Below are 23,922 nucleotides of genomic sequence, written 5' to 3' on the forward strand. Positions count from 1 at the left end.
AAAATCCAAACCCCAACGATTGTTGAAATTTGGATTTTTTTTATTTTTATCAATCCGTAGAGACGCACTGCAGCGCTTCTCTACGGCGCATCACTACCCAACCAAATTGATGATTTTTCCTGGAACAATAATCACTTTGTTTGGTGTTCTACCGTCTAATTGTTTTTGAGTACGCTCATCGTTCATTACAATTTCCTGTATTTGATCTTTGGTTAAATCTAACGGCAATGTCATTGTGAAACGCATTTTTCCGTTGAAAGAAACTGGATATTCTTTTTCAGACTCTACTAAGTGCTTCTCTTCAAAAACAGGAAACGGAACCTTAGCAATCGAACCTTCGTGACCCAACAACGACCACAACTCTTCGGCAATATGTGGCGCATAAGGCGAAATCACAATTACCAATGGTTCTAAAACAGCACGAGAATGGCATTTTTGAGTAGATAATTCGTTCACACAAATCATAAATTGTGAAACCGACGTATTGAAAGAAAAACTCTCAATATCATCTGCCACTTTCTTGATGGTTTTGTGCAGTGTTTTCAAATTATCTTTACTTGGCTCTTCTTCAGTCACTATCATTGTATCTTCTTCATAATACAAACGCCATAATTTTTTCAAGAAACCAAAAACTCCCGAAATACCTGCCGTGTTCCAAGGTTTTGCTTGCTCCAATGGCCCTAAAAACATTTCATAAAGGCGTAGAGTATCCGCTCCGTAATCCGTGCAAATATCATCTGGCGTTACTACATTGTACTTGGATTTAGACATTTTTTCGATCTCGCGGCCTACAATGTATTTGCCGTTTTCATCACAAATAAAATCAGCATTTTTATAATCTTCTCTCCAAGCTTTAAACCTTTCAACATCTAATTCATCAGATGCATTTACAAATGAAACATCAACATGAATTGGCTGTACATTTTGTCCTTCGATTTTATTTTTTGAAACAAACGTATTTGTTCCTTCCAATCTATAAACAAACGCACTAGTCCCTAAAATCATCCCTTGGTTAATCAGTTTCTTGAATGGTTCTTCAGTCGGTGCAAAGCCTTTGTCTTTCAAGAATTTATTCCAAAAACGAGAATACAATAAGTGACCTGTAGCATGTTCGCTACCACCAATGTATAAATCCACACTTTCCCAGTATTTCAAAGCTTCTTGGCTTGCAAATTCAGTTTCGTTATTCGCATCCATATAACGCATCCAGTACCAAGAAGAACCTGCCCAACCTGGCATGGTATTCAATTCTAATGGAAAAATAGTCACATTATCGATCAACTCAGAGCCAACAACTGACAACTTTTTACTATCCCAAGCCCAAACTGCTGCGTTTCCTAATGGAGGCAAACCATCTTCGGTTGGTAAATATTTTTCTACTTCTGGCAAAATGATTGGCAAATGTTGCACATCAATCATTTGCGGTAAGCCATTTACATAATAAACAGGAAATGGTTCTCCCCAATATCTTTGGCGAGAAAAAACAGCATCACGCAAACGGTAATTGATCTTACCTTTTCCTTGGTTTATCTTTTCTAATTCAGCTATAATTGTTTTGGTTGCTTCTTTATACCCTAATCCATTTAAGAAACTAGAATTCTCTAAAACAAAACCTTCTTTGGCTCCATAAGCTTCGTCCACCCCGCCCTTTGGGCACCCCTCCAAAGGAGGGGAAGTCAATGAAAATATATTCTTGATTTCCTGCATTCCGTTTTGACCTTTGAAGAAATTAGCAAAAGCAAAATCTCTTTCATCTCCACAAGGAACCGCCATTACAGCACCTGTTCCGTATCCCGCCAAAACATAATCCCCTATCCAAACCGGAATTGGTTCTTTGGTAAATGGATGTTCTGCATAGGCACCTGTAAAGACTCCTGAGATGGTTTTTACATCAGCCATACGTTCTCTTTCGGAACGTTTTGCCGTTTTATCGATATAAGCCGCAACCGCTTCTTTTTGTTCTGCTGTAGTTATTTGAGCTACTAATTCATGCTCTGGTGCTAATGTCATAAATGTGACAGCGAAAATAGTATCAGGACGAGTGGTGAATACCGAAATATTCCCTCTAGCTCCCGAAGGGTAACCTCCTATATTATCTAACTCTATTGTAATCGTGTCTAGAACACCCGCTAAGTTTCTTATAATTTCTTCGTTTTTAAAACGAATTACTTTAAAACCATTTTCATTTAAAACTCTGATTTTATCTGCATCTACTTCAACTTTTTCACCTTGAATCTTACCATCAACTTCAATTACGAGCTTTTTAGAAAGACATACAAAATCAACTGTATATCCTGCAATTGAATGCTGTTGTTTGAATTTATAATCTAAAGCTTTTGACTTTAAACTTAACCATAATGATTTTTCGGTTTCAGTTGAATTAGCCAAAGGATCTCTAGACCCCATGTTCTCTTCCCCTTCAGGAAAGGATAGGATAGGAAAACTAACCATCGCTCCAACACTCTTTCCAATCCAGTTGCGCTGACTCTCTTTGATACTTTCGGTCCAATCAATGGTATTTAAACCTTGCAACAAACGCTCTGCATAAGCAGATATACGCATGCTCCATTGAGTCATTTTTTTACGTACTACAGGATATCCACCACGTTCTGAAACACCGTTGATGATTTCGTCATTAGCCAAAACCGTTCCTAAACCTGGACACCAGTTGACTTCTGTTTCCGCTAAGTACGTCATTCTATATTGCAGTAGGATTTCCTCCTGCTGCTCTTTTGCGAAAGCATTCCACTCTATAGCAGTAAAAGCATCGATATTGTCATCACAAACCGCATTTACATTAGCGTTTCCTTCTGTAGAAATAATTGCTATCAAGGTAGAAATATCTTCTGCCTTGTCTGTGTTTTTATTGTACCAAGAATTGAATAGCTGGATGAAAATCCATTGGGTATGTTTGTAATAATCCGGATTTGAAGTTCGCACTTCTCTATCCCAATCAAATGAAAACCCAATATTATCTAGTTGTTTTCTATAACCAGCGATTTGATTTCCTTCTTTATCAAAGCCTCCGTCAATATTCACACGGGTGGTATCTTCTGGACGTTGACCTGTTTGAATTGCATATTGCTCTGCTGGCAACCCAAAACTGTCATAACCCATGGGATGCAAAACATTAAATCCTTGATGACGTTTGTAACGGGAATACACATCTGAAGCAATATATCCTAACGGATGTCCTACGTGCAAACCCGCTCCTGAAGGATAAGGAAACATATCTAAAACATAATGTTTAGGCTTGTCGGAGGAATTAGATGCAGCAAATGTTTTATTATCTGCCCAGTATTTTTGCCATTTGGCTTCAATTTCGTTTGGATTGTATTTCATCAGAGTGAGGTTCTTAGGTACAAAGACGTTAAGTTTCTAAGTTTTGCTAAATTATAAAGGCACAAATTTACGTTTATTGTACGAAAGTCAAAACTTTGAACGTTATTAACTTCAAATAAAGAAATACTTTATTATTTTTACGGCATAATTAAAATACACTATGAGTTCTTCATTTGAAAAGTTTCAAAAACGCAGATTACTTTCGTCTTATTTCTCAGTTGTTCTAAGTATATTCTTGGTCTTGTTCCTTCTAGGGACGCTAGGCCTTTTCATCATTAATTCGAAAAAATTAGCTGATGATTTTAAAGAGAAAATTGCTATGACCGTTTTTTTTAAAAAGGAAGCCACGGATGCTGAATTAAAATCTTTCGGTTCCGAATTAAAAAAAGCATTATATGCTAAATCTTCGGTTTATGTAACCAAAGAGCAAGCCGCTAAGCAACATACTGATATTATTGGCGAAGACTTCCTGACTTTTTTAGGAGAAAATCCGTTGCAAAATTCGTATGACATTCATTTGAAAGCCAATTATGTAGAAAAAGATAGCATTGCACAAATCGAGAGTCAATTGCGTAAAAACGAACTCATCTCTGACATTGTCTATGACAAACAATTAGTAAACCTAGTTAATGACAATATCAAAAAAGTGAGTATGTGGATATTAATCATCAGTTGCTTTTTGACTTTTATTGCTGTTTTGTTAATAAATAGCTCTTTACGTTTGTCCATTTATTCGAACCGTTTTATTATTAAAACTATGCAAATGGTGGGCGCTACTAAATCTTTTATTCGCAAGCCCTTTGTCATGCTTAGTGTAAAACTAGGAATGGTTGGTGCAAGTTTGGCAATCATTGCATTAGCAACCTTATTAATCTATGTTGAGACTAACTTTCCCGATCTTGAAATACTTGAAAACAAAGTACTAATTGGCGGCGTTTTCCTAGGGATATTTGGAATTGGCGTTTTAATCACTTGGATAAGCACTCATTTTGCTACGCAACGATTCCTAAATTTAAGAACAGACGATTTATATTAATTAAGGATTTTTGAATTAATATTTGAGATTCTGGATCGAGCTTAAAAGTGCCGATTGGCCAGGTATTTTAGAATTAAAAAAACATAAAAATGAAAAACAACACACAAGAATTTTTATTCGATAAAGTAAATTATAAAATTCTTTTGGCAGGAATCGCAGTAATTGCATTAGGTTTTATACTAATGTCAGGTGGCGGCAGTGAAGATCCAAATGTATTTAACGAAGACATTTTCAACTTCAGAAGAATTCGACTAGCTCCTACAACTGTTCTAATTGGCTTTGGAATCACTATTTATTCTATTCTTAAATCTAGCAAATAGTCTTCCGTAACTAATTACTAGTCTTTACTTTCAAAAAACAAAAATGAATACATTACAAGCCATTGTCCTTGCTATTATTGAAGGAATCACAGAATTTTTACCTGTTTCGTCAACAGGGCATATGATTATCGCTTCCTCCTTTTATGGGATTGCGCAAGATAATTTCACAAAGCTTTTCACGATAGTCATTCAACTAGGTGCCATTCTTTCCGTTGTCATCTTATATTTCAAACGTTTTTTTCAATCTTTTGATTTTTATTATAAATTATTAGTAGCCTTTATCCCTGCAGTTGTTTTAGGATTATTGTTAAGTGACAAGATTGATGCTTTATTAGAAAGTCCCGTTACCGTTGCCATTTCGCTTTTGATAGGAGGTATTATTTTATTAAAAGTCGATGATTGGTTCAACAACTCTGATGAAACTGAGATAACTTATTTGAAAGCCTTAAAAATTGGATTATTCCAATGCCTTGCAATGGTCCCTGGTGTTTCACGCTCAGGAGCTAGTATTGTAGGTGGAATGTCGCAAAAATTATCTAGAACCTCAGCAGCAGAATTTTCATTTTTCCTTGCTGTTCCAACCATGTTTGGAGCTACAGCCAAAAAATGTTACGACTATTACAAAGATGGCTTTGTATTAACCCACGACCAAATTAACTTGTTAATTATAGGAAATATAATTGCTTTTATAGTTGCGCTACTTGCCATTAAAAGTTTTATTGATTTCCTAAGCAAAAAAGGATTTAGAATTTTTGGTTACTACCGAATCATTGTTGGAATTTCTTTATTGATTATCCATTATTTCATCCATCCATTGACCATAATCTAATGACGGCAGAAGACTACTTAAACGGACAAATCATTCTCGTTGATAAACCCCTGAAATGGAGTTCCTTTCAAGCAGTGAATAAATTAAAATATGCTCTAATCAACAACATAGGACTTCCTAAAAAGTTCAAAATAGGACATGCTGGAACGTTAGACCCATTAGCGACTGGACTACTGATTGTTTGTACAGGAAAATTTACCAAAATAATTTCTGAAATTCAAGGCCAAGCTAAAGAATACACAGGAACTTTTTATATTGGAGCTACTACTCCATCCTATGATCTAGAAACAGAAATAGACCAAGAATACCCTATATCGCATATTAACGAAGCTTTAATACACAAAACTGTAAAGCAATTTTTGGGTGAAATAGACCAAAAACCACCTATTTTTTCGGCCATAAAAAAAGACGGTGTTCGATTGTACGAGCATGCAAGGGCTGGGGAAACAATAGAAATTGCTTCCAGAAAGACTACTATTCACGAATTTGAGATTACGCGAATTGCACTACCAGAAATCGATTTTAGAGTAGTCTGTAGCAAAGGAACCTACATCCGCTCACTTGCTTATGATTTTGGCAAAGCTATGCGGTCTGGCTCTCATCTTACGGCTTTAAGAAGAACCAAAATAGGCGACTATGATGTTATCAACGCAACAAATATTACTTTATTTGAGCAAAACATCATTGACAAATTATAAGCGTACAAAACACATAATAAATTCATATTTGAATTCAAAATGTGCTTCTACTCTCATTTAAAATTCCATTTTTTTTATCTACTGAATACCTCAATAGATTAATAATGGGAGATATTTTCATTTCCAAATAGAAAGCGAGAAAATAAATCATACAGTTTTTCGAAGAATTTTTTCATGATGTTAGTTTTAAAATTGTTAAACAATGACTAAACACACATAAAAAAGCAAATAAGAAAAATAATAGATATGGTTGGCAATCACTAAGATACAAAAATATTTTAAATTAAAAAAAATATTTTAAAAATTTCAATACTCGAAATATTCAATACCCTTTTGAAACTGTTCCTATATCAGGTTTTTTTTTAAAAATTCATTCTTTAAAAAAAAGTTTAAGTCTAAAAATCATCGCCGTAAATCAACAAACACACTCAACACAAAAACTATCTTTACAATTCAGACCTGATTTCCATTATATTTATAAAATTTCAATATATAAACCCGAAAAAAACCTGTCAAATAATCAAAAATTGTATTTTTATAAAATCAATAGTAATATATGAGTATAGTAAAAAAGACAATTGGCCTTGTACTTTCTGGAGGTGGTGCCAAAGGGATTGCGCATGCAGGAGCAATTAAATTTTTGAACGAAAAAAATATTTATCCAGACAGACTTGCTGGAACTAGTGCAGGCTCGATTGTAGCTGCACTATATGCCATTGGAAAAACTCCAGGAGAAATTTTGGAATTTTTCCAGTCCATTTATATTTTTCATTGGAGACACTTAACTTTTAAAAAAGCAGGATTAATTGATTCCGAATCATTTCGAGATAATTTTCATTCTATCTTTAAAGACGCTACGTTGGGCGATTTAAATATTCCTGTGCAAGTTACCGCGACTAATATGGTGCGTGGTAGATTAACTATATTTGATGAAAAAACAAAGATTGTGGATGCACTTATTGCTTCCTCTGCTTTTCCAGGCATTATCTCGCCATATGAAATCAATGGAGAAACGTACAGTGACGGAGGCATCTTAAATCATTTTCCCTCTGATGTTTTATATGGTCAATGCGAAACCATTATTGGAATCTATGTTAGCCCTATACAAAAAATAAAAGCGGCAGACTTAAACTCCATCAGAGCAGTAACCACAAGGGCTTTCGATATCTTTTCGGCCAATTCAGACACTCAAAAATTTACAGTTTGCGATTGGATTATAAAGCCCGAAGAACTAAGCATCTACAGTACTTTTGAAACAAATAAAGCTAAAATGGAAACGATATTCAACATAGGATATGAAGCTGCTAAAAATTCATTTTCAGAACTTAATTTGTAAAATTTAGGTCTCGCTATTTCAAAAAAAAAGAATATGACTATATTTGCACCAAACAACTCAACAAACTCATGAAATATAAAAGAATTCTTCTAAAGTTAAGTGGCGAAGCTTTAATGGGAGATAAGCAATACGGAATTGACCCGGTAAGATTAGCGGAATATGCGGAAGAAATCAAAAAAATTCACAACAAAGGGGTAGAAATTGCTATCGTTATTGGAGGCGGAAATATCTTTAGAGGAGTTGCTGGCGCAAGTGCAGGAATGGACAGAGTACAAGGTGACTATATGGGAATGCTTGCTACTATAATAAACGGAATGGCTTTGCAAGGTGCTCTTGAAGACAAAGGAATGTTAACTAGATTGCAAACCGCTTTAAAAATTGAAGCCATTGCAGAACCTTATATCAAAAGAAGAGCGGTACGTCACCTTGAAAAAGGCCGAATTGTAATCTTTGGCGCAGGAACAGGAAACCCTTATTTCACAACTGACACAGCTGCTGTATTAAGAGGAGTTGAAATTAATGCAGATGTGATTCTGAAAGGAACACGTGTAGACGGAGTTTATGATTGTGATCCTGAAAAAAATGCATCGGCGGTTAAGTTTGACACTATTTCATTTGAAGATGTACTCAAGAAAGGACTAAATGTAATGGACACCACTGCCTTTACACTAAGTCAAGAAAACAAATTACCTATTGTGATTTTTGATATGAATAAAATAGGGAATCTTGAAAAAATTTGCAACGGAGACAACATAGGAACAGTAGTAAATATATAGTTCACAGTATGTAGTTATAAGTCCCCATAAGAAATGGAGATTAAAAAACCGAATACTGATATTAAAACATAAAATTTAAAAAGATGACTGAAGAAATCAATTTTATATTGGACAGCGCTAAGGAATCAATGGAAGGTTCTATTGCGCATTTAGAAAAAGAATTTGTAAATATTCGCGCAGGTAAAGCATCACCTGCAATGATAGGAAGTGTATTTGTTGACTACTATGGTTCATCAACACCACTAGCTCAAGTTGCTAAAATTAGTACTCCTGACGCTAGAACAATCACATTACAACCATTTGAAAAAAACATGTTACACCCTATTGAAAAAGCAATTATGATTGCTAATCTAGGATTCAACCCAATGAACAATGGTGACTTAATCATCATCAGTGTTCCACCATTAACAGAAGATAGAAGACGTGATTTAGCCAAACAAGCTAAATCAGAAGCAGAGGATGCTAAAATTGGAATTAGAAACTCTCGTAAAGACGCTAATACTGATATTAAAAAATTAGAAAAAGACGGTACATCGGAAGATGTTTGCAAAAGTGCTGAAGACGAAGTACAAAACTTGACTAACAATTATATCAAAAAAATTGACGACCTATTTGCTGTTAAAGAAGCTGAAATCATGAAAGTATAACTGTAGTTAACTACTGTATTAAATCCGTTTGCTTAGTAAACGGATTTTTTTATTCCTGTTTTTACCATAACAAAAAGGCAATCCACTCGTTTGATAAGAAACTGACTCCATGAAGTATTTTTGTGTATTTCTTTTACTAATATCGCTTACTATTCAAGCACAATTCCAAATAAATGGGATTGTAAAGGATTTCGAAACAAACAAATCGCTTCCATTTGCTACTATTTCATTAGGCAAAGACCATCAAACAATTACAGACGTTGACGGTAAGTTCTCCTTAAAGGTTAACCCAAATAATACCTTTTTTGAAACTTCCTATGTAGGTTACTCTAAGTCGATAAATGTGATTTCAACCAATGTTGCTTTTTATCCAATCTATCTTTTTACCAATACAACAGTTTTGGAAAAAGTAAACATTGAACACCACAATCAAGCTCTATCTATCATCCTAAAAACAATTGCATTAAAAAAGGAAAACAATCCTAAAGAAAAACTCAATAGTTTTGAATTCAAAGCATACAACAAATTACTAGTTAGCGCACATCCTGATTCGATTACAGGAAAACTAGACTCTGTTTTTATTCAGAAAAAAAGACGGTTATTATTTAGTAAAATTGATTCCACCAATTACAAATTCAAAGAATCTATTAACAAACATCATCTATTCCTGACCGAAAAAGTTTCTCAGTATCAATTTGAAGATAAAACTTTAAAAGAAACTATTTTGGGCACTAAAATGGCTGGCTTGAAGCAGCCCATATACGAGATTATTGGCTTTAACCTACAATCTTTTTCTGTTTATGATGACAAATATGAACTTTTTGAAACTAAATATAAAAGCCCTTTATCCACTGATGCGATAAAAGACTACACCTACAACCTTTTGGACACCGTTACTCTAAAAGGACGAACGGCTTACATGATTCATTTTAAAAATAAAAAAAGGAGCAAAGCTTCAGGTTTAGAAGGAGTCCTTTATATTGACCAAAATAGTTATGCTATTGCAAAAGCTGTTATGCGAATTAAAGGTGTATTGGACATTAGTGGCATTCATGAATTTGAATATATCCCAGAGGAAAAAATTTGGTTTCCGTATGCTAAAACTTTTAAAATAGTCAAAGGAAAAAATGATGATGATATAAAAATATTAGGCGGAACGATCCAGTTTGATGGTGACATAGAAGACAATTTTGAGACAAGGAATAAACAACCATCTGATTATGTGTATTTACTTTCTCAAACCAATAACTTTGACATTCAATACAATGGTCCGGTTCAAATAAAGAAATCATTTGTTAGTATTGAGATAAAAGATAGTGCCTTAAATAAACCCGTAGATTTTTGGAATAAATACCGCAAAGATCCTTTAGATATTCGTGAACAGAAAACCTATTTGGCTTTAGATAGTTTATTTTTAAAAAAACGTTATGAAAGTAAAATCCGTTTTGGGCGAAAAGTAATTAATGGGTATTTGCCATTAAATTTCTTCGATATGGATTTGCGTAAGCTCTTTCGATACAACAATTACGAAGGTTTCAGGTTGGGTTTTGGAGGAGTAACTAATGAACGTTTTTCAAAAAAATTCAAAATCGATGGTTACACAGCTTACGGAACAAAAGACGGAATTTTTAAATACCATTTAGGCAGTGCAGTCCGTATTGGCAAATTCTCTAATTCTTGGATAGGCGCCTCCTACACTGATGATGTGCGAGAGATTGCTAGTACGACTTTCTCCATTGACAAAATTCCGTTCAAGTTATACGATCCACGACCTATCAACATCAGTACTTTTTACAATTATGTAAGCTGGAGAACGTATCTTGAAACAGCTATCATTCCTAAAACGGAAAGTATCTGGGAGCTTTCGCATTCTGAAGTGTTGCCCAAATTTAATTACGCTTACAACCTAAACAATACTCTTTATACCTATTACCAAATGACTACAACTAAGGTTTCCCTACAGTGGAACCCTTTTAGTAATTATATGCAAACTCCAACAGGGAAAATTGAAGTAGAAAAACGTTTCCCGAAATTTACTTTTCAATTGACACAAAGTTTACCCAAAGTATTTGAAAACGACTTTGAGTTCACTAAGATTGACTTTAAAACAGAGTATGAAAAAAAACACTTAAACGGTCAAAAAACCAATTTGCTTTTTCAAGGTGGATACGCTCTTGGCGATGTCCCACTAACGCATTTATACAATACATCACCAAATAATATCACCAAAGAAACTATTATTCAAAGGATCACTTTTGCGGGAAAAAACAGTTTTGAAACTATGTACTTCAATGAATTTTTCTCTAGTGAATTTGTTTATTTCCAATTCAAACATAGCTTTAATCGAGTAAAATTATTTTCAAAAATAAAACCATCATTTGTATTAGTTTCAAGAATGGCTTGGGGAAATCTGGACAAACCGGAACAACATGTGGGTTTGAATTACAAAACCTTAAATGATGGTTATTTTGAATCTGGCGTAGAACTAAACCAAATTCTAAACGGATTAGGACTAACCGCTTTTTACCGTTACGGTCCAAATCAATTGTCGAAATTTGAAGACAATATCGCTATCAAACTAAGCTTTGTACTCAATCTAGGTCTCTAATGACTAGAAACAAATTTCAACCCTATAATCGACACAATTAGAGTGGTTATAAAAAACAACCTCCAGAAAGTCGCGGGTTCTTTAAAAACAAAAACCCCAACAAGCACAGTGCCTACAGCTCCAATTCCTGTCCAAACGGCATAGGCTGTTCCAATTGGCAACACTTGTGTGGCTTTATACAATAAAACCATACTAATGGTCAATGACACTAAAAAACCAAGAAGCCAATAAGTCGATTCTATACCTGACGTCTCTTTGGCTTTGCCTAAACAAGAAGCAAACGCTACTTCAAACAAACCACCTATTATTAATAAAATCCAACTCATCTTTATTCTATAAAAATACTATAGATGGTATTCCTCAACCCATCATTATTTACATTTAAAACTTTCTAAGATTCTCTTTCAAAACAGGCACAAAGATGCTAAATTTTACAATATCTTTTACATGCTCTCCATTAACTTTTATGTGCTATAAAAAGTCCTTTTAAAAGGGTGGAAATCATTAAAATCTACAAATAAATTACTCTTTTACTTTGGTTTTCACTACCTTTGCATCCATTTTAAAAACGTATGAAGAAAATATTTAAAGTAGGATTTTGGGAGTTTATCGCCCGAATTGTACTTAAAAACAGACTTGCCATCCTGGGACTTATTCTTTTAATAACTGTTTCACTGGCATTACAATGGAAAAATATTCAGTTTTCATTTACAGAAGCCAACTTACTTCCTGACAATAATAACATCAATAAAGAATACAATGCCTTTTTAGAAAAATTTGGAGAGGAAGGCAATTTGATTGTTGTAGGAGTTAAAGACGATGCGTTTTTTACCCCAAAAGCATTTGCCGCTTGGAATAAATTGATGACCGAAATAAAAGCGCAGAAAGAAATTGAGTTAGTTGTTTCTATCAATGATTTAAAACAACTCAAAAAAAATGACTCGCTTCAAACTTTTGAGATGGTTCCTTTCGTGAATGTAAACAAAACAGGATCACAAGAGTATTTAAATTCCATTAAAAAAGATTTATTTCAAAACATGCCTTTTTACGAAGGACTCCTTTTCAATAAACAAAACGGAAGTTTGCGCTCTGCCATTTATATGGACAAGAAGATTGTCAATACTGCACTTCGTAAAGAATATATTGTCAATGATTTTATTCCAAAAATTGAAGCTTTCGAGAAAGAAACCGGAATTGACTTACATGTTTCCGGAATGCCTTATATCCGAACGCTAAATGCATTGAGTATTCTTAATGAAATCAGTTTGTTTATTGGCGCTTCCTTATTGATTACCTCATTAATTTTCTTTTTCTTTTTCCGTTCGTTCCGTGCTACTTTGATTGCTGTTTTGATTGTGGTTGTAGGGGTTATGTGGACTTTTGGACTTTTAGGTTTATTCAATTACCAAATCACAGTACTTACAGCATTGGTACCTACTCTGGTTATTGTCATTGGAATACCTAATTGTATTTTCTTAACTAATAAATACCAACAAGAATATGTGGCGCATGGAAATAAAGCCAAAGCACTACAAAGAGTGATTACTAAAGTAGGAACTGCTACTTTAATGACTAATTTGACTACGGCTGCAGGTTTTGCTACTTTTATCATTACCAATAGCCAATTGCTGAAAGAATTTGGTATCATCTCCTCTTTGAGTATTATGGCACTGTTCTTTTTATGTTTGATCACCATTCCTATTTACTACAGTTATCAACCCGTTCCAAAAGACAAACACTTAGAGCATTTGCGTCGAAATTACACTAAAATATTTATGCAGTGGATTGAGAAGATGGTAAAATACAATCGCCGTTATGTGTATGCAGTTGCCATTGTTTTATTTATTGTGAGCACATTTGGAGCACTAAAGATCAAAACTTCAGGCAGCTTAATTGAAGATATGCCTCAAAACACTCCTTTTTTTAAAGATATTCTTTTCTTTGAAAAAGAATTCAACGGAGTTATGCCTCTAGAAATAACTATTGATACTAAAAGAAAAAAAGGGGTAATGAGATCTTCTACGCTCCGTAAAATGGACGAATTACAAGAGACGATAGACTCTATTCCAGAATTATCGAAACCAATTTCCATTTTAAATTTGGTTAAATACTCAAAACAAGCTTATTACAATGGTAATCCTAACTATTATGAATTACCTACTTCACAAGAACAAAGTTTTATTTTGAGCTACGCTAAAAACGCTACCAAAAACTCAAAAGAAAACATCATGAAAAGCTATGTGGATAGCACAGGGCAAACAGCTAGAATCACAACCTTCATGAAAGATATTGGCACGGGGAATATGGCTAAAATAGAAAGTGAATTATTAGTCAAAATCAATAAAATTTTCCCAAAAGACCGCTACAACGTAGTCATGACAGGAAAGGCTTTAGTATTTGAAAAAGGAACAAAATACCTTTTAGACAATTTAGTCACCTCCTTACTTTTTGCCGTTTTCTTGATTTGCGTATTAATGCTTTTCATGTTTCGTTCATTCAAAATGGTCGTTGTTTCAGTAATCCCTAACCTATTACCCCTGACGATAACCGCTGGATTAATGGGGTATTTTGGAATACCACTTAAACCTTCAACTATTTTGGTTTTCAGCATTGCTTTTGGACTTTCTGTTGATGATACGATTCACTTTTTGGCACAATACCGACAAGAACTCACAAACCACAATTGGAAAATAAAAAAATCAGTAATAGCCACCATCAAAGAAGCAGGTGTGAGTATGTTCTATACCTCAGTAGTTTTATTTGCTGGATTTTCTGTTTTCCTTCTATCTGATTTTGGAGGAACCGTTGCCCTTGGAGGACTGATTGCAATGACGTTACTTTTTGGTATGCTGTCTAACTTGATGCTATTACCTTGTTTGGTTTTAACACTTAACAAGACACTTGCAAACAAACAAGAATTTAAAGAGCCAACGATTGATGTATTAAGTAAGGTAGAAGAATTAGAGCTTATTGAAAAATAATTTCAAAACCCCTTCTCATTTAGCTAACTTGAAGTCAAATATTTGAGGATTTACACCTTGTTATTCAATACAAGTTTATCAATTAATATTGCTTTTTTTTACTAAACATATAAAGAAATATAAAATTACCAATAATTAAAAAATACTAAACGCTGAAAGAGCAACTTGTTTAAAAAAAACTTATTTTTATTTACATCGCTAATTACATAGAGTTTAAATTATACAAGACAATTAACAATTAGAATTACAGAATATGACCGATACCACTTCTGAAGTAGAAAGATTAGCCATTGATGACACATACAAAACTTGGAAAAAATGGGGGCCATATTTAGCCGAAAGGCAATGGGGAACTGTTCGCGAAGATTATAGTGAAGACGGAAATGCATGGGAGTTCATTAACCATGACAAAGCACGTAGTAATGCTTATAGGTGGGGAGAAGAAGGTATTGGAGGGTTTTGTGATTCTCGTGAAATCTTGTGCCTTGCACCCGCATTTTGGAATGGCAAAGACCCTATTATAAAAGAAAGATTATTTGGTTTGACCAATAATCAAGGAAACCACGGAGAAGACGTGAAAGAACTTTACTTTCACCAAGTTTCCTCTCCTACCCATTCGTACGCCAAATACCTTTACAAATATCCTCAGAACGAATTTCCATATTCTGAATTAGCGGAGAAAAATAATCGCAGTAGAGAGGAATCAGAATTTGAACTAATTGACACAGATAGCTTTAAGAACAATGCTTATTTTGATTGTTTTATCGAATATGCAAAAGCAGATGTTGATGATATATTGATGAAAGTTACTGTTGTGAACAGAGGCAAAAAAACAGCCAAAATCCACGTACTTCCCCATTTATGGTTTAGAAATTTCTGGAAACACAACGATCAATTCACACGCCCCAACATGAAATCCTTAACTGAGGATACCGTACACTCTAGAAGTAGTAGAAATGGTAATTATTACTTTTATCATGAAGAAGGCGAACAATTATTTTGTGAAAACGAAACCAATAACAAACGTATTTACAATTCACCAAACGAGGTGGATTATGTAAAAGACGGAATCAATGACCACGTTGTTGATGGAAAGCCAACGGTAAATCCAGAAAAAAATGGATCTAAAATGGCTATTTGGCACAAACTAACCCTAAAACCAGGTGAAGAAAAAAGCATTAGAGTACGCCTTAGCAAAAAAGCTATAGAACACCCTTGGGCTAATTTTGACACTGAATTTACCAAAAGAATTCAAGAATGTGAAGCGTTTTATGATGGTATCATCAATAAAGACATCCCTGAACACCGCAGAGAATTAGCTAAAAAAGCTTTTTCAGGCTTGTTATGGACTAAGCAATTTTACTATTATGATGTTCATAAATGGTTTTTTGGAGGCCCTGGAGAAGATGCGTCAAAAAGACCCCATACAAGGAATTTCAGTTGGCAACATTTGACCAATCGTCACGTAATCTCCATGCCTGATAAATGGGAATATCCATGGTATGCAGCTTGGGATTTGGCTTTTCACATGGCGTCTTTTGTTGAAATTGATCCTTACTTTGCCAAAGAACAATTATTATTAGTTCTGCAAGAAAGTTATATGCATCCCAATGGACAAATTCCTGCTTACGAATGGAATTTCAGTGATGTAAACCCACCGGTGCATTCTTGGGCGGTTTGGAATATTTATGACAAGGACAAAGCCAAAACAGGAACAGGAGATACCGTATTTCTAGAAAGAGCGTTTCAAAAATTACTGCTTAACTTTACTTGGTGGGTAAACCAAAAAGATAAAAGTGGTACCGACCTTTTTGAAGGTGGATTTTTAGGTTTGGATAATATTGGGGTTTTTGACCGCAATCACATGCCTGAAGGGATTACCAGAATGCAACAAGCTGACGCTACCAGTTGGATGGCCATGTTTTCATTAAACATGCTACGTATGGCGCTAGAATTGTCAAAAACAAATAAAAATTACGAATATTCAGTCGTGAAGTTTTTCAGACACTTTTTAAATATTGCATGGGCAATGCACCATATTGGAAAAAAAGATATCTCATTATGGGATGACCAAGATAATTTTTATTATGATGTTGTTGAAATGTCAAGTGGTGCAACTGACTTACTAAGAGTCCGTTCGTTAGTTGGCATCATCCCATTGTTTGCTGTTGAAATTATTCATAAAGATTTATTTGAGGAATTAAACAAATTTAAAACTAGAGCCAACGAAATTATCAAAACTCGTCCTGATTTGGCTTCGTTAATATCCAATATTGATGACACTAATGAAGATGGGAACTATCTATTCTCCATAATGAGAGGATTTAGATTAGAGCATCTTTTAGTACGTTTATTAGATGAAAAAGAGTTTCTTTCTGATTACGGAATTCGTTCTTTGTCTAAATACCATGAAGAACATCCTTTTGTTTTTCAACACCACGGACATCACCAAATTCAATATGAAGCAGGAGAAAGTCGCTCCGATATGTTTGGTGGAAACTCCAACTGGCGTGGTCCTATCTGGATGCCATTGAACTACATGATTATTCAGTCGTTGCGTAAATACTACACTTTTTACGGGCCAACATATACGTATGAATTCCCTACAGGATCAGGTGTTAAAATGAATTTGAAACAAATTGCAAACGAATTGAGTAAGCGATTAATCAAACTTTTTGAACCGAATGAAAAAGGGAAATTCCAATACCACTCAGAAGACCCTAACAAGCTTTTTACTAAAGATGAACATTTTAAAGACCAACATTTCTTTTATGAATTCTTTGATGGAGACAATGGTAAAGGATTAGGAGCTTCTCACCAAACTGGTTGGACAGCGCTTATTGCTAACTTGGTTCTGGAATTGGACGAGGATTAGAAAATATTTAAGATTATAGAACAGGAACTTCCCGTCTTACAAAGGCGGGAAGTTTTTTTTTGATTTTTTTTAAGTAAAGGGGGGGACAAATTTTAATAGTTGTTGATATAGTAGTATAATCAAACATTTTAAAAACAAAACATTATGAAAACTACTATCATTTTTACAGCATTTTTTCTTGGATTTATATTCTCTTCAAATGCACAGTCAACAGAACCAGTACTTATAAAAACCCAAAAACAAACAGTTTCTATCGGTGGTGGCAGTGACGGAAATCCACAAGCAGCTGAGGCCGAAATAAATAGATCTAGAAGTAATATTAAAAACCAAATTGACCAAAAACCTAATACAACTGAACCTACTACGGCGGAACCTAAAAAACCCAAAGATTCTGCGAGTGGACTAGCAACAGGAAGAAGATAATAGTGGTGAATTTAACAGAATTCACTTTTTATTCATCTTAGAATGTGATGGTATGAACTTCCTGTCTTACAAAGACGGGAAGTTTTTTTGGTATAAATCACTAACTCTTTCATTAATAAACCATAATTCCACTACAGCCTAGCCCTGATAGAAGCGGCATCCTTTTACTTTTTTTTTCAAAAAGTAAAAGATATAGCGGATAGCAGGAAATAGCTCCTGAAAAATAACTCCAAAAGATTTATATTTGTAGTTGAAAACAGCCCGTTTTTTATAATTAATATCGCTATAAAATGAGACATACCAAGGTTAAAGACTTGCTGAACAGCGTATCGACCCTACAGGAAGTAAATGCAAAAGGATGGGTAAGGACTTTTAGAAACAATCAATTTATTGCTTTGAATGATGGTTCGACCATCAACAACATACAATGTGTGGTGGATTTTGAAAATACATCAGACGAATTATTGAAAAGAATCACCACTGGAGCAGCGGTTTCGGTAACGGGAGCTTTGGTCGAAAGTAAAGGTGCAGGACAAAAATATGAGATTCAAGTTTCTACATTAGAAATTCTTGGAGATTCAGACCCTGAGAAATTCCCAATGCAACCTAAGAAACACTCGCTGGAATTTTTGCGTGAAAATGCACATTTACGTGTAAGAACGAATGCTTTTGGAGCGATTATGAGAGTCCGTTCGGTATTATCGTTTGCGGTGCATAGTTATTTTCAGGAAAAAGGTTTTGTGTATGTGAATACGCCAATTATAACAGGTTCTGACGCAGAAGGCGCTGGTGAAATGTTTAAAGTAACTGCTTTGCCATTTGACAAAACGCCAAGAACGGAGGACGGAAAAGTAAATTATAAAGAAGATTTTTTTGGCAAAGAAACCAATTTGACGGTTTCGGGACAATTGGAAGGGGAAACTTTTGCGATGGCTTTGGGTCAGATATATACTTTTGGACCTACTTTTAGAGCGGAAAACTCGAATACTTCTCGTCATTTGGCGGAATTCTGGATGATTGAACCAGAGGTTGCTTTCAATGATTTGGAAGACAACATGGACTTGGCAGAAGATTTTATTCAGTATGTGATTAAATATGCTTTGGAGAAATGTTCGGAGGATTTGAAATTCTTGGAAGGTCGTTTGCTGGAGGAAGAAAAATCAAAACCGCAAGCAGAAAGAAGCGAAATGGCTTTACTTGAGAAATTGGATTTTGTTTTGAAAAATAATTTCAAACGCGTATCTTACACTGAAGCAATCGACATTTTGAGAGATTGTACACCAAACAAAAAGAAAAAATTTAATTATATCATCAATGAATGGGGAGCTGACTTACAGTCGGAACACGAACGTTACTTGGTAGAAAAACATTTTAAATGTCCGGTAATCTTGTTTGATTACCCAGCTAATATCAAAGCATTTTACATGCGTTTGAACGACAATACAGAACCCGGAAAAGAAACTGTTCGTGCCATGGACATCCTATTTCCTGGAATTGGAGAAATTGTAGGTGGCTCACAACGTGAAGAACGCTTTGAGGTTTTGGTCAAAAAAATGAAAGCGCTAGGAATCGACCAAGAGGAATTATGGTGGTACCTTGATACCAGAAAATTTGGTAGTGCGGTACACTCTGGTTTTGGTCTTGGTTTTGAAAGATTAGTACTGTTTGTAACGGGAATGACGAATATTAGAGATGTAATACCTTTCCCGAGAACACCTGGAAGTGCGGAATTTTAAAAAAAGTTATGAATTATGGATTATGAATTAAGCGTAAAACCCCAATCATAACCCATAACTTATAACTCATAACTAGAAATAAAAAAAATGCTAAAGCAATTCTTAAATTTAAAATTATCACAGAAATTATCTCCACAGCAAATACAGCTGATGAAGTTAATTCAATTGCCAACGCAAGCTTTTGAACAGCGTTTACTGGAAGAAATGAATGAAAATCCAGCCTTAGAAACTGGAAATGAAGAAGATGAATACGAGAAAGACGAGTTCGAAAACGATGATTATGACGAATATGATGATAGTGATGATGCTGAAAGAATTGAAGCAGACGATATCAACATAGATGAATATCTAAGTGACGATGATACTCCTGATTACAAGACCCAAGCCAACAATTACAGTGACGATGACGATGATCGAGAATCTCCAATTGTAGCGTCCGTTAGTTTTCACCAAGATTTAATCAATCAATTAAACACCTTTATCCTCAATGAAGAGGAACGCCAAATTGCTGAATTCCTTGTGGGAAGCATTGACGATATGGGGTACATTCGTAGAAGCATTGCCGACTTGGTTGACGACATGGCCTTTACGCAAGGGCTTTATACAGATGAAGTAATGGTTGAAAAAATGCTTCATGTCATCCACGAACTAGAACCCTCAGGTGTAGGGGCCCGCGACTTACAAGAGTGTTTGTTGTTGCAGTTAAAACATCGTACACCGACTGAATATGTTGATCTAGCAATTGATATTATTGAGAATCAGTTTGATGCTTTCACCAAAAAACATTATGATAAACTAATTCAAAAATACAATGTTTCGAATGAGCAACTTAAAAAAGCAGTTCATGAAATAGAGCGTTTGAATCCTAAACCAGGTGGTTCTTTTACGGGCAATAATAAAATAACAGAGAATGTGGTTCCTGATTTCGCCATTCGTATTGTTGAAGGGGAATTGGAATTGACCCTGAACGGACGTAATGCACCTTCACTACATGTTTCCAAGGATTACCAAGATATGTTACGCACTTACAAAGATTCGCGAGACAAATCGAACGACCAGAAAGATGCCGTTCAGTTTATTAAACAAAAACTAGACTCCGCCAAATGGTTTATAGATGCGATTAGACAGCGTCAAGAAACTTTATTTGTGACCATGAATGCTATCATGCATTATCAAGAAGATTTTTTCTTGGAAGGAGATGAAACCATGATGAAGCCAATGATTTTGAAAGATATTGCGGATTTGGTTGGTTTAGACATTTCGACTATTTCTCGTGTAGCAAATAGTAAATATGTAGAAACTCCATATGGAACCAAATTAATCAAAGAATTTTTCTCTGAAGCCATGAAAAATGACCAAGGCGAAGATGTTTCTACCCTTGAAATCAAAAAAATATTGCAAAATATCATCGAAGAAGAAGACAAGAAGAAACCTTATCCGGATGATCAATTAGCCGATTTACTCAAAGAAAAAGGATACCCTATTGCTAGAAGAACGATTGCAAAATATAGAGAACAATTGGATATACCAGTGGCTAGAATGAGGAAGAAGATTTAGATTTTTGAAATATTTCACAAAAAATCCGACAAGTACTTTAGCTTGTCGGATTTTCTTATTTCTATTTTTCTATATTAGGATGCATCGCTCGATAATAGGCACCTCGACTCAAAGGTTCATACTCTTCAGTTTCTCCTAACATGACCAATTTATCATTGTCATTTTTCCTAAAACTAAAATGAGCTAAATTTCCTGTTCTAGTACATACCGCATGTACTTTGGTTACATATTCGGCTGTAGCCATCAAAGCTGGCATTGGACCAAAAGGATTACCTTTGAAATCCATATCTAATCCTGCTACAATTACACGAATACCTTGATTAGCCAAATCATTGCAAACCGTAACAATTTCGTCGTCAAAAAACTGCGCTTCATCAATTCCTACAACATCACAACCTTGTGCTAAAATCGCAATATTAGCCGCTGCAGGAACCGCTGTAGAACGAAATTCATTTGCATCATGTGAAATTACTTTTTCATCATGATACCTTGTATCGATGGATGGTTTGAAAATTTCCACTTTTTGTTTGGCAAACTGGGCTCTTTTAAGTCGACGAATTAATTCCTCTGTTTTGCCCGAAAACATCGAACCACTTATCACTTCAATCCAACCAAACTGCTCTTTATGATTTACTGTATTTTCGAGAAACATTTTATTTTTTTCTTACTTAAAAAATGAATAGTTTTTATTACTTTGTAGCTTGATAAAAGCACTTGAAATTTTGTACTTTTGTACTATCTCAAAAGTAGAAAATTTTTATCAATTAATGGACGATACATCTATTAAAACGGTATCATTTTCGAGAAACTAACTTTACAACATTCGCTATATATTATAATTCTACTGTTATGAAAAAAAGATTGGAAGCTGATTTAATAAGCATTGCACACCGAATATTACAACTTAAAAACAAATCCGATATAAACCAACTGTTTTTGGAAACCCAAAAACTGTATGAAAAACTATCCGTATTGCGATTTGTAGAAGAGCAATATGGTGAAGTAAAACCAACTATTGGACAGGCCGCTATTGTGACCGATGTAGAAAACTTCTATGATAACGAAGCGATGATAGAATCAAAAATAGCTACGCTGATAGAAGAAAATAGCATTGAAGAAACTGCGGTGGAAGAACCAATTACTGAAGAAGTTATAGTTGCTGTCGAAGTTTCTAATATTACTGAAGAGGAAATTGAGCCGATTGTAGAAGAGATTATAGCAACCCCAAAAGAAGAAACTGAAGTTGAAATTGAAGATCTAGAGGAAGAAATTGAAATCTCTGCAATCGAAGAGGAAATTGAAGTTGAAGAAGAAACTGAAGTTGAAATTGAAGACATAGAGGAACAAATTGAAATCTCTGCAATCGAAGATGAAGTTGAAGAAGTTGAAAAAGAAGTTACTGCAGAAGAAAAACCAGAACCAACAACTCCTCCAAGTTTTACCCCTAATTTTAGCTTAAATAACGAACCTGAAGACGAAAAAACGGAAATAGAAACCCCTAAGAAAGGACAAGCTATCCAAATTTCTTTTGAAGATTTATTAGGTGGCAATTATAATGAACCTCAATTCGTAAAAGTAGATAAAATACAAGCTATTCCACCTACTCCAATATTCGAAGCAATTAACAATACAACTACCATTGAAGAAGTTAGTACTTCAACACAAACTATAATTGAAAAACCTTCGGCAAAAGTAGTTTCATTGAATGATAAACTCTCTAAAGGAATTGACATTGATCTGAACGACCAAATTGCTTTTGTAAAGCATCTTTTTGCTAATAGCATTGAAGATTACAACAGGGTCTTGAGCCAGATTATCACTTTTGACAACTTTTATGAGACCAAAGCTTTCATCGAAGAAATGGTCAAACCAGATTATAACGACTGGAAAGGAAAAACGGATTACGAAGAGCGTTTCATGGATATTATCGAAAAGAAATTTTTGTAATCCTCATTCAGCTATTAAAAAATAAATTAGCCACAAGTTCATATTTCATCATGAATCTGTGGCTAATAATTATTTATAAACCAATGTTAATTTACTATGGCTAAATTATTTATAGTTCCCACTCCTATTGGCAACCTCGAAGACATGACTTTCAGAGCCATTAGAGTGCTCAAAGAAGCAGATTTGATTCTCGCCGAAGATACGCGCACTAGCGGAAAACTCTTAAAACATTTTGAGATTGGCACACACATGCACAGCCATCATATGCATAACGAGCATAAAACCGTTGAAAACTTAATTGCACGAATGAAGGCTGGCGAAACCATCGCCCTAATTTCAGATGCTGGAACTCCTGCTATTTCTGATCCTGGTTTTTTACTCACCCGTGCTTGTGTAGAAAATGGAGTTACGGTAGAATGTTTACCTGGAGCAACTGCCTTTGTCCCTGCTTTAGTAAATAGTGGATTACCCAATGACAAATTTATATTTGAAGGTTTTTTACCTGAAAAAAAAGGAAGACAAACCCGTTATTTAGAATTATCCGAAGAAACAAGAACCATGATTCTTTATGTTTCTCCTCATAAATTATTAAAAACTTTAGCGGAATTCATAACTTACTTTGGCGAAGACCGCCAAATTTGCGTGTCTCGAGAACTATCCAAATTACACGAAGAGAATGTAAGAGGTACTGCTCGCGAAGTACTTACACACTTCGAAAAAACAGCTCCAAGAGGTGAAATAGTAGTAGTCGTAGCTGGCAAAACCATTATCAAAGAACCAAAGAAAAAGAAGTTTTCAGTAGAAGAATAAT

The 23,922-nt window shown here is 34.7% G+C and carries 18 protein-coding genes; 15 read left to right on the plus strand and 3 right to left on the minus strand.

The window, feature by feature from the left end:
• Positions 1–93: 93 nt before the first annotated feature.
• Positions 94–3,342, minus strand: coding sequence for a leucine--tRNA ligase (leuS, locus tag ABZP37_RS02375; protein WP_366185299.1), 3,249 nt, complete (start codon positions 3,340–3,342; stop codon positions 94–96).
• 160 nt (positions 3,343–3,502) lie between these two features.
• Here leuS and ABZP37_RS02380 point away from each other — a divergent pair, with 160 nt between their 5' ends.
• The 8 genes from ABZP37_RS02380 (at position 3,503) to ABZP37_RS02415 (ending at position 11,592) form a co-directional block, all read left to right on the plus strand.
• Positions 3,503–4,378 (plus strand): permease-like cell division protein FtsX, encoded by an 876-nt coding sequence (locus ABZP37_RS02380; protein WP_366185301.1) that lies wholly within the window; start codon positions 3,503–3,505, stop codon positions 4,376–4,378.
• An 89-nt stretch (positions 4,379–4,467) separates the two neighbouring features.
• Positions 4,468–4,698: a DUF3098 domain-containing protein gene (locus tag ABZP37_RS02385; RefSeq protein ID WP_366185303.1), complete on the plus strand. Its 231-nt coding sequence runs from the start codon at positions 4,468–4,470 to the stop codon at positions 4,696–4,698.
• Between the two features lie 43 nt (positions 4,699–4,741).
• A complete protein-coding gene (locus ABZP37_RS02390; protein ID WP_366185304.1) occupies positions 4,742–5,527 on the plus strand; it encodes an undecaprenyl-diphosphate phosphatase in 786 nt (261 codons plus the stop codon).
• Entirely contained in the window at positions 5,527–6,225 is a 699-nt protein-coding gene (truB, locus tag ABZP37_RS02395; RefSeq protein WP_366185306.1) for a tRNA pseudouridine(55) synthase TruB, read from the plus strand. Before ABZP37_RS02390 ends, truB begins: the two co-directional genes overlap by 1 nt.
• A gap of 556 nt (positions 6,226–6,781) precedes the next feature.
• On the plus strand, positions 6,782–7,561 hold the full coding sequence (locus tag ABZP37_RS02400) for a patatin-like phospholipase family protein (protein WP_366185308.1): 780 nt from the start codon (positions 6,782–6,784) through the stop codon (positions 7,559–7,561).
• Positions 7,562–7,629: 68 nt separating this feature from the next.
• The gene (pyrH, locus tag ABZP37_RS02405) at positions 7,630–8,337 is read left to right on the plus strand and encodes a UMP kinase (RefSeq protein WP_366185310.1); all 708 of its coding nucleotides are present in this window, start codon (positions 7,630–7,632) and stop codon (positions 8,335–8,337) included.
• 83 nt (positions 8,338–8,420) lie between these two features.
• Complete coding sequence (gene frr / locus ABZP37_RS02410; RefSeq protein WP_366185312.1) at positions 8,421–8,984, plus strand: ribosome recycling factor; 564 nt, start codon at positions 8,421–8,423, stop codon at positions 8,982–8,984.
• 109 nt (positions 8,985–9,093) lie between these two features.
• A complete protein-coding gene (locus ABZP37_RS02415; protein WP_366185314.1) occupies positions 9,094–11,592 on the plus strand; it encodes a DUF5686 family protein in 2,499 nt (832 codons plus the stop codon).
• Here the strand turns inward: ABZP37_RS02415 and ABZP37_RS02420 are convergent.
• Entirely contained in the window at positions 11,589–11,918 is a 330-nt protein-coding gene (locus ABZP37_RS02420; protein WP_366185316.1) for a multidrug efflux SMR transporter, read from the minus strand. The two genes, ABZP37_RS02415 and ABZP37_RS02420, sit on opposite strands and share 4 nt — an antisense overlap.
• A gap of 246 nt (positions 11,919–12,164) precedes the next feature.
• On the opposite strand from ABZP37_RS02420, the gene ABZP37_RS02425 reads away from it, so the two are divergent.
• From ABZP37_RS02425 to rpoN, 5 genes are all read left to right on the plus strand, one after another.
• Complete coding sequence (locus ABZP37_RS02425) at positions 12,165–14,573, plus strand: MMPL family transporter (RefSeq protein ID WP_366185318.1); 2,409 nt, start codon at positions 12,165–12,167, stop codon at positions 14,571–14,573.
• 253 nt (positions 14,574–14,826) lie between these two features.
• Positions 14,827–17,448, plus strand: a complete 2,622-nt coding sequence (locus ABZP37_RS02430; protein WP_366185319.1) for a glucosidase — start codon at positions 14,827–14,829, stop codon at positions 17,446–17,448.
• A 144-nt stretch (positions 17,449–17,592) separates the two neighbouring features.
• On the plus strand, positions 17,593–17,871 hold the full coding sequence (locus ABZP37_RS02435) for a hypothetical protein (protein ID WP_366185321.1): 279 nt from the start codon (positions 17,593–17,595) through the stop codon (positions 17,869–17,871).
• Positions 17,872–18,161: 290 nt separating this feature from the next.
• Complete coding sequence (gene asnS / locus ABZP37_RS02440) at positions 18,162–19,607, plus strand: asparagine--tRNA ligase (RefSeq protein ID WP_366185323.1); 1,446 nt, start codon at positions 18,162–18,164, stop codon at positions 19,605–19,607.
• Between the two features lie 87 nt (positions 19,608–19,694).
• Entirely contained in the window at positions 19,695–21,164 is a 1,470-nt protein-coding gene (gene rpoN, locus ABZP37_RS02445; protein ID WP_366185325.1) for an RNA polymerase factor sigma-54, read from the plus strand.
• Positions 21,165–21,225: 61 nt separating this feature from the next.
• Here rpoN and ABZP37_RS02450 read toward each other — a convergent pair whose 3' ends face one another.
• Positions 21,226–21,816, minus strand: a complete 591-nt coding sequence (locus tag ABZP37_RS02450; RefSeq protein ID WP_366185327.1) for a thymidine kinase — start codon at positions 21,814–21,816, stop codon at positions 21,226–21,228.
• Positions 21,817–22,013: 197 nt separating this feature from the next.
• On the opposite strand from ABZP37_RS02450, the gene ABZP37_RS02455 reads away from it, so the two are divergent.
• Complete coding sequence (locus ABZP37_RS02455) at positions 22,014–23,111, plus strand: hypothetical protein (protein WP_366185329.1); 1,098 nt, start codon at positions 22,014–22,016, stop codon at positions 23,109–23,111.
• 96 nt (positions 23,112–23,207) lie between these two features.
• Positions 23,208–23,921, plus strand: a complete 714-nt coding sequence (gene rsmI / locus ABZP37_RS02460) for a 16S rRNA (cytidine(1402)-2'-O)-methyltransferase (RefSeq protein ID WP_366185331.1) — start codon at positions 23,208–23,210, stop codon at positions 23,919–23,921.
• Position 23,922 lies beyond the last annotated feature (1 nt).

This window comes from Flavobacterium ovatum (genome assembly GCF_040703125.1).
In the GTDB taxonomy this organism is placed as follows: domain Bacteria; phylum Bacteroidota; class Bacteroidia; order Flavobacteriales; family Flavobacteriaceae; genus Flavobacterium; species Flavobacterium ovatum.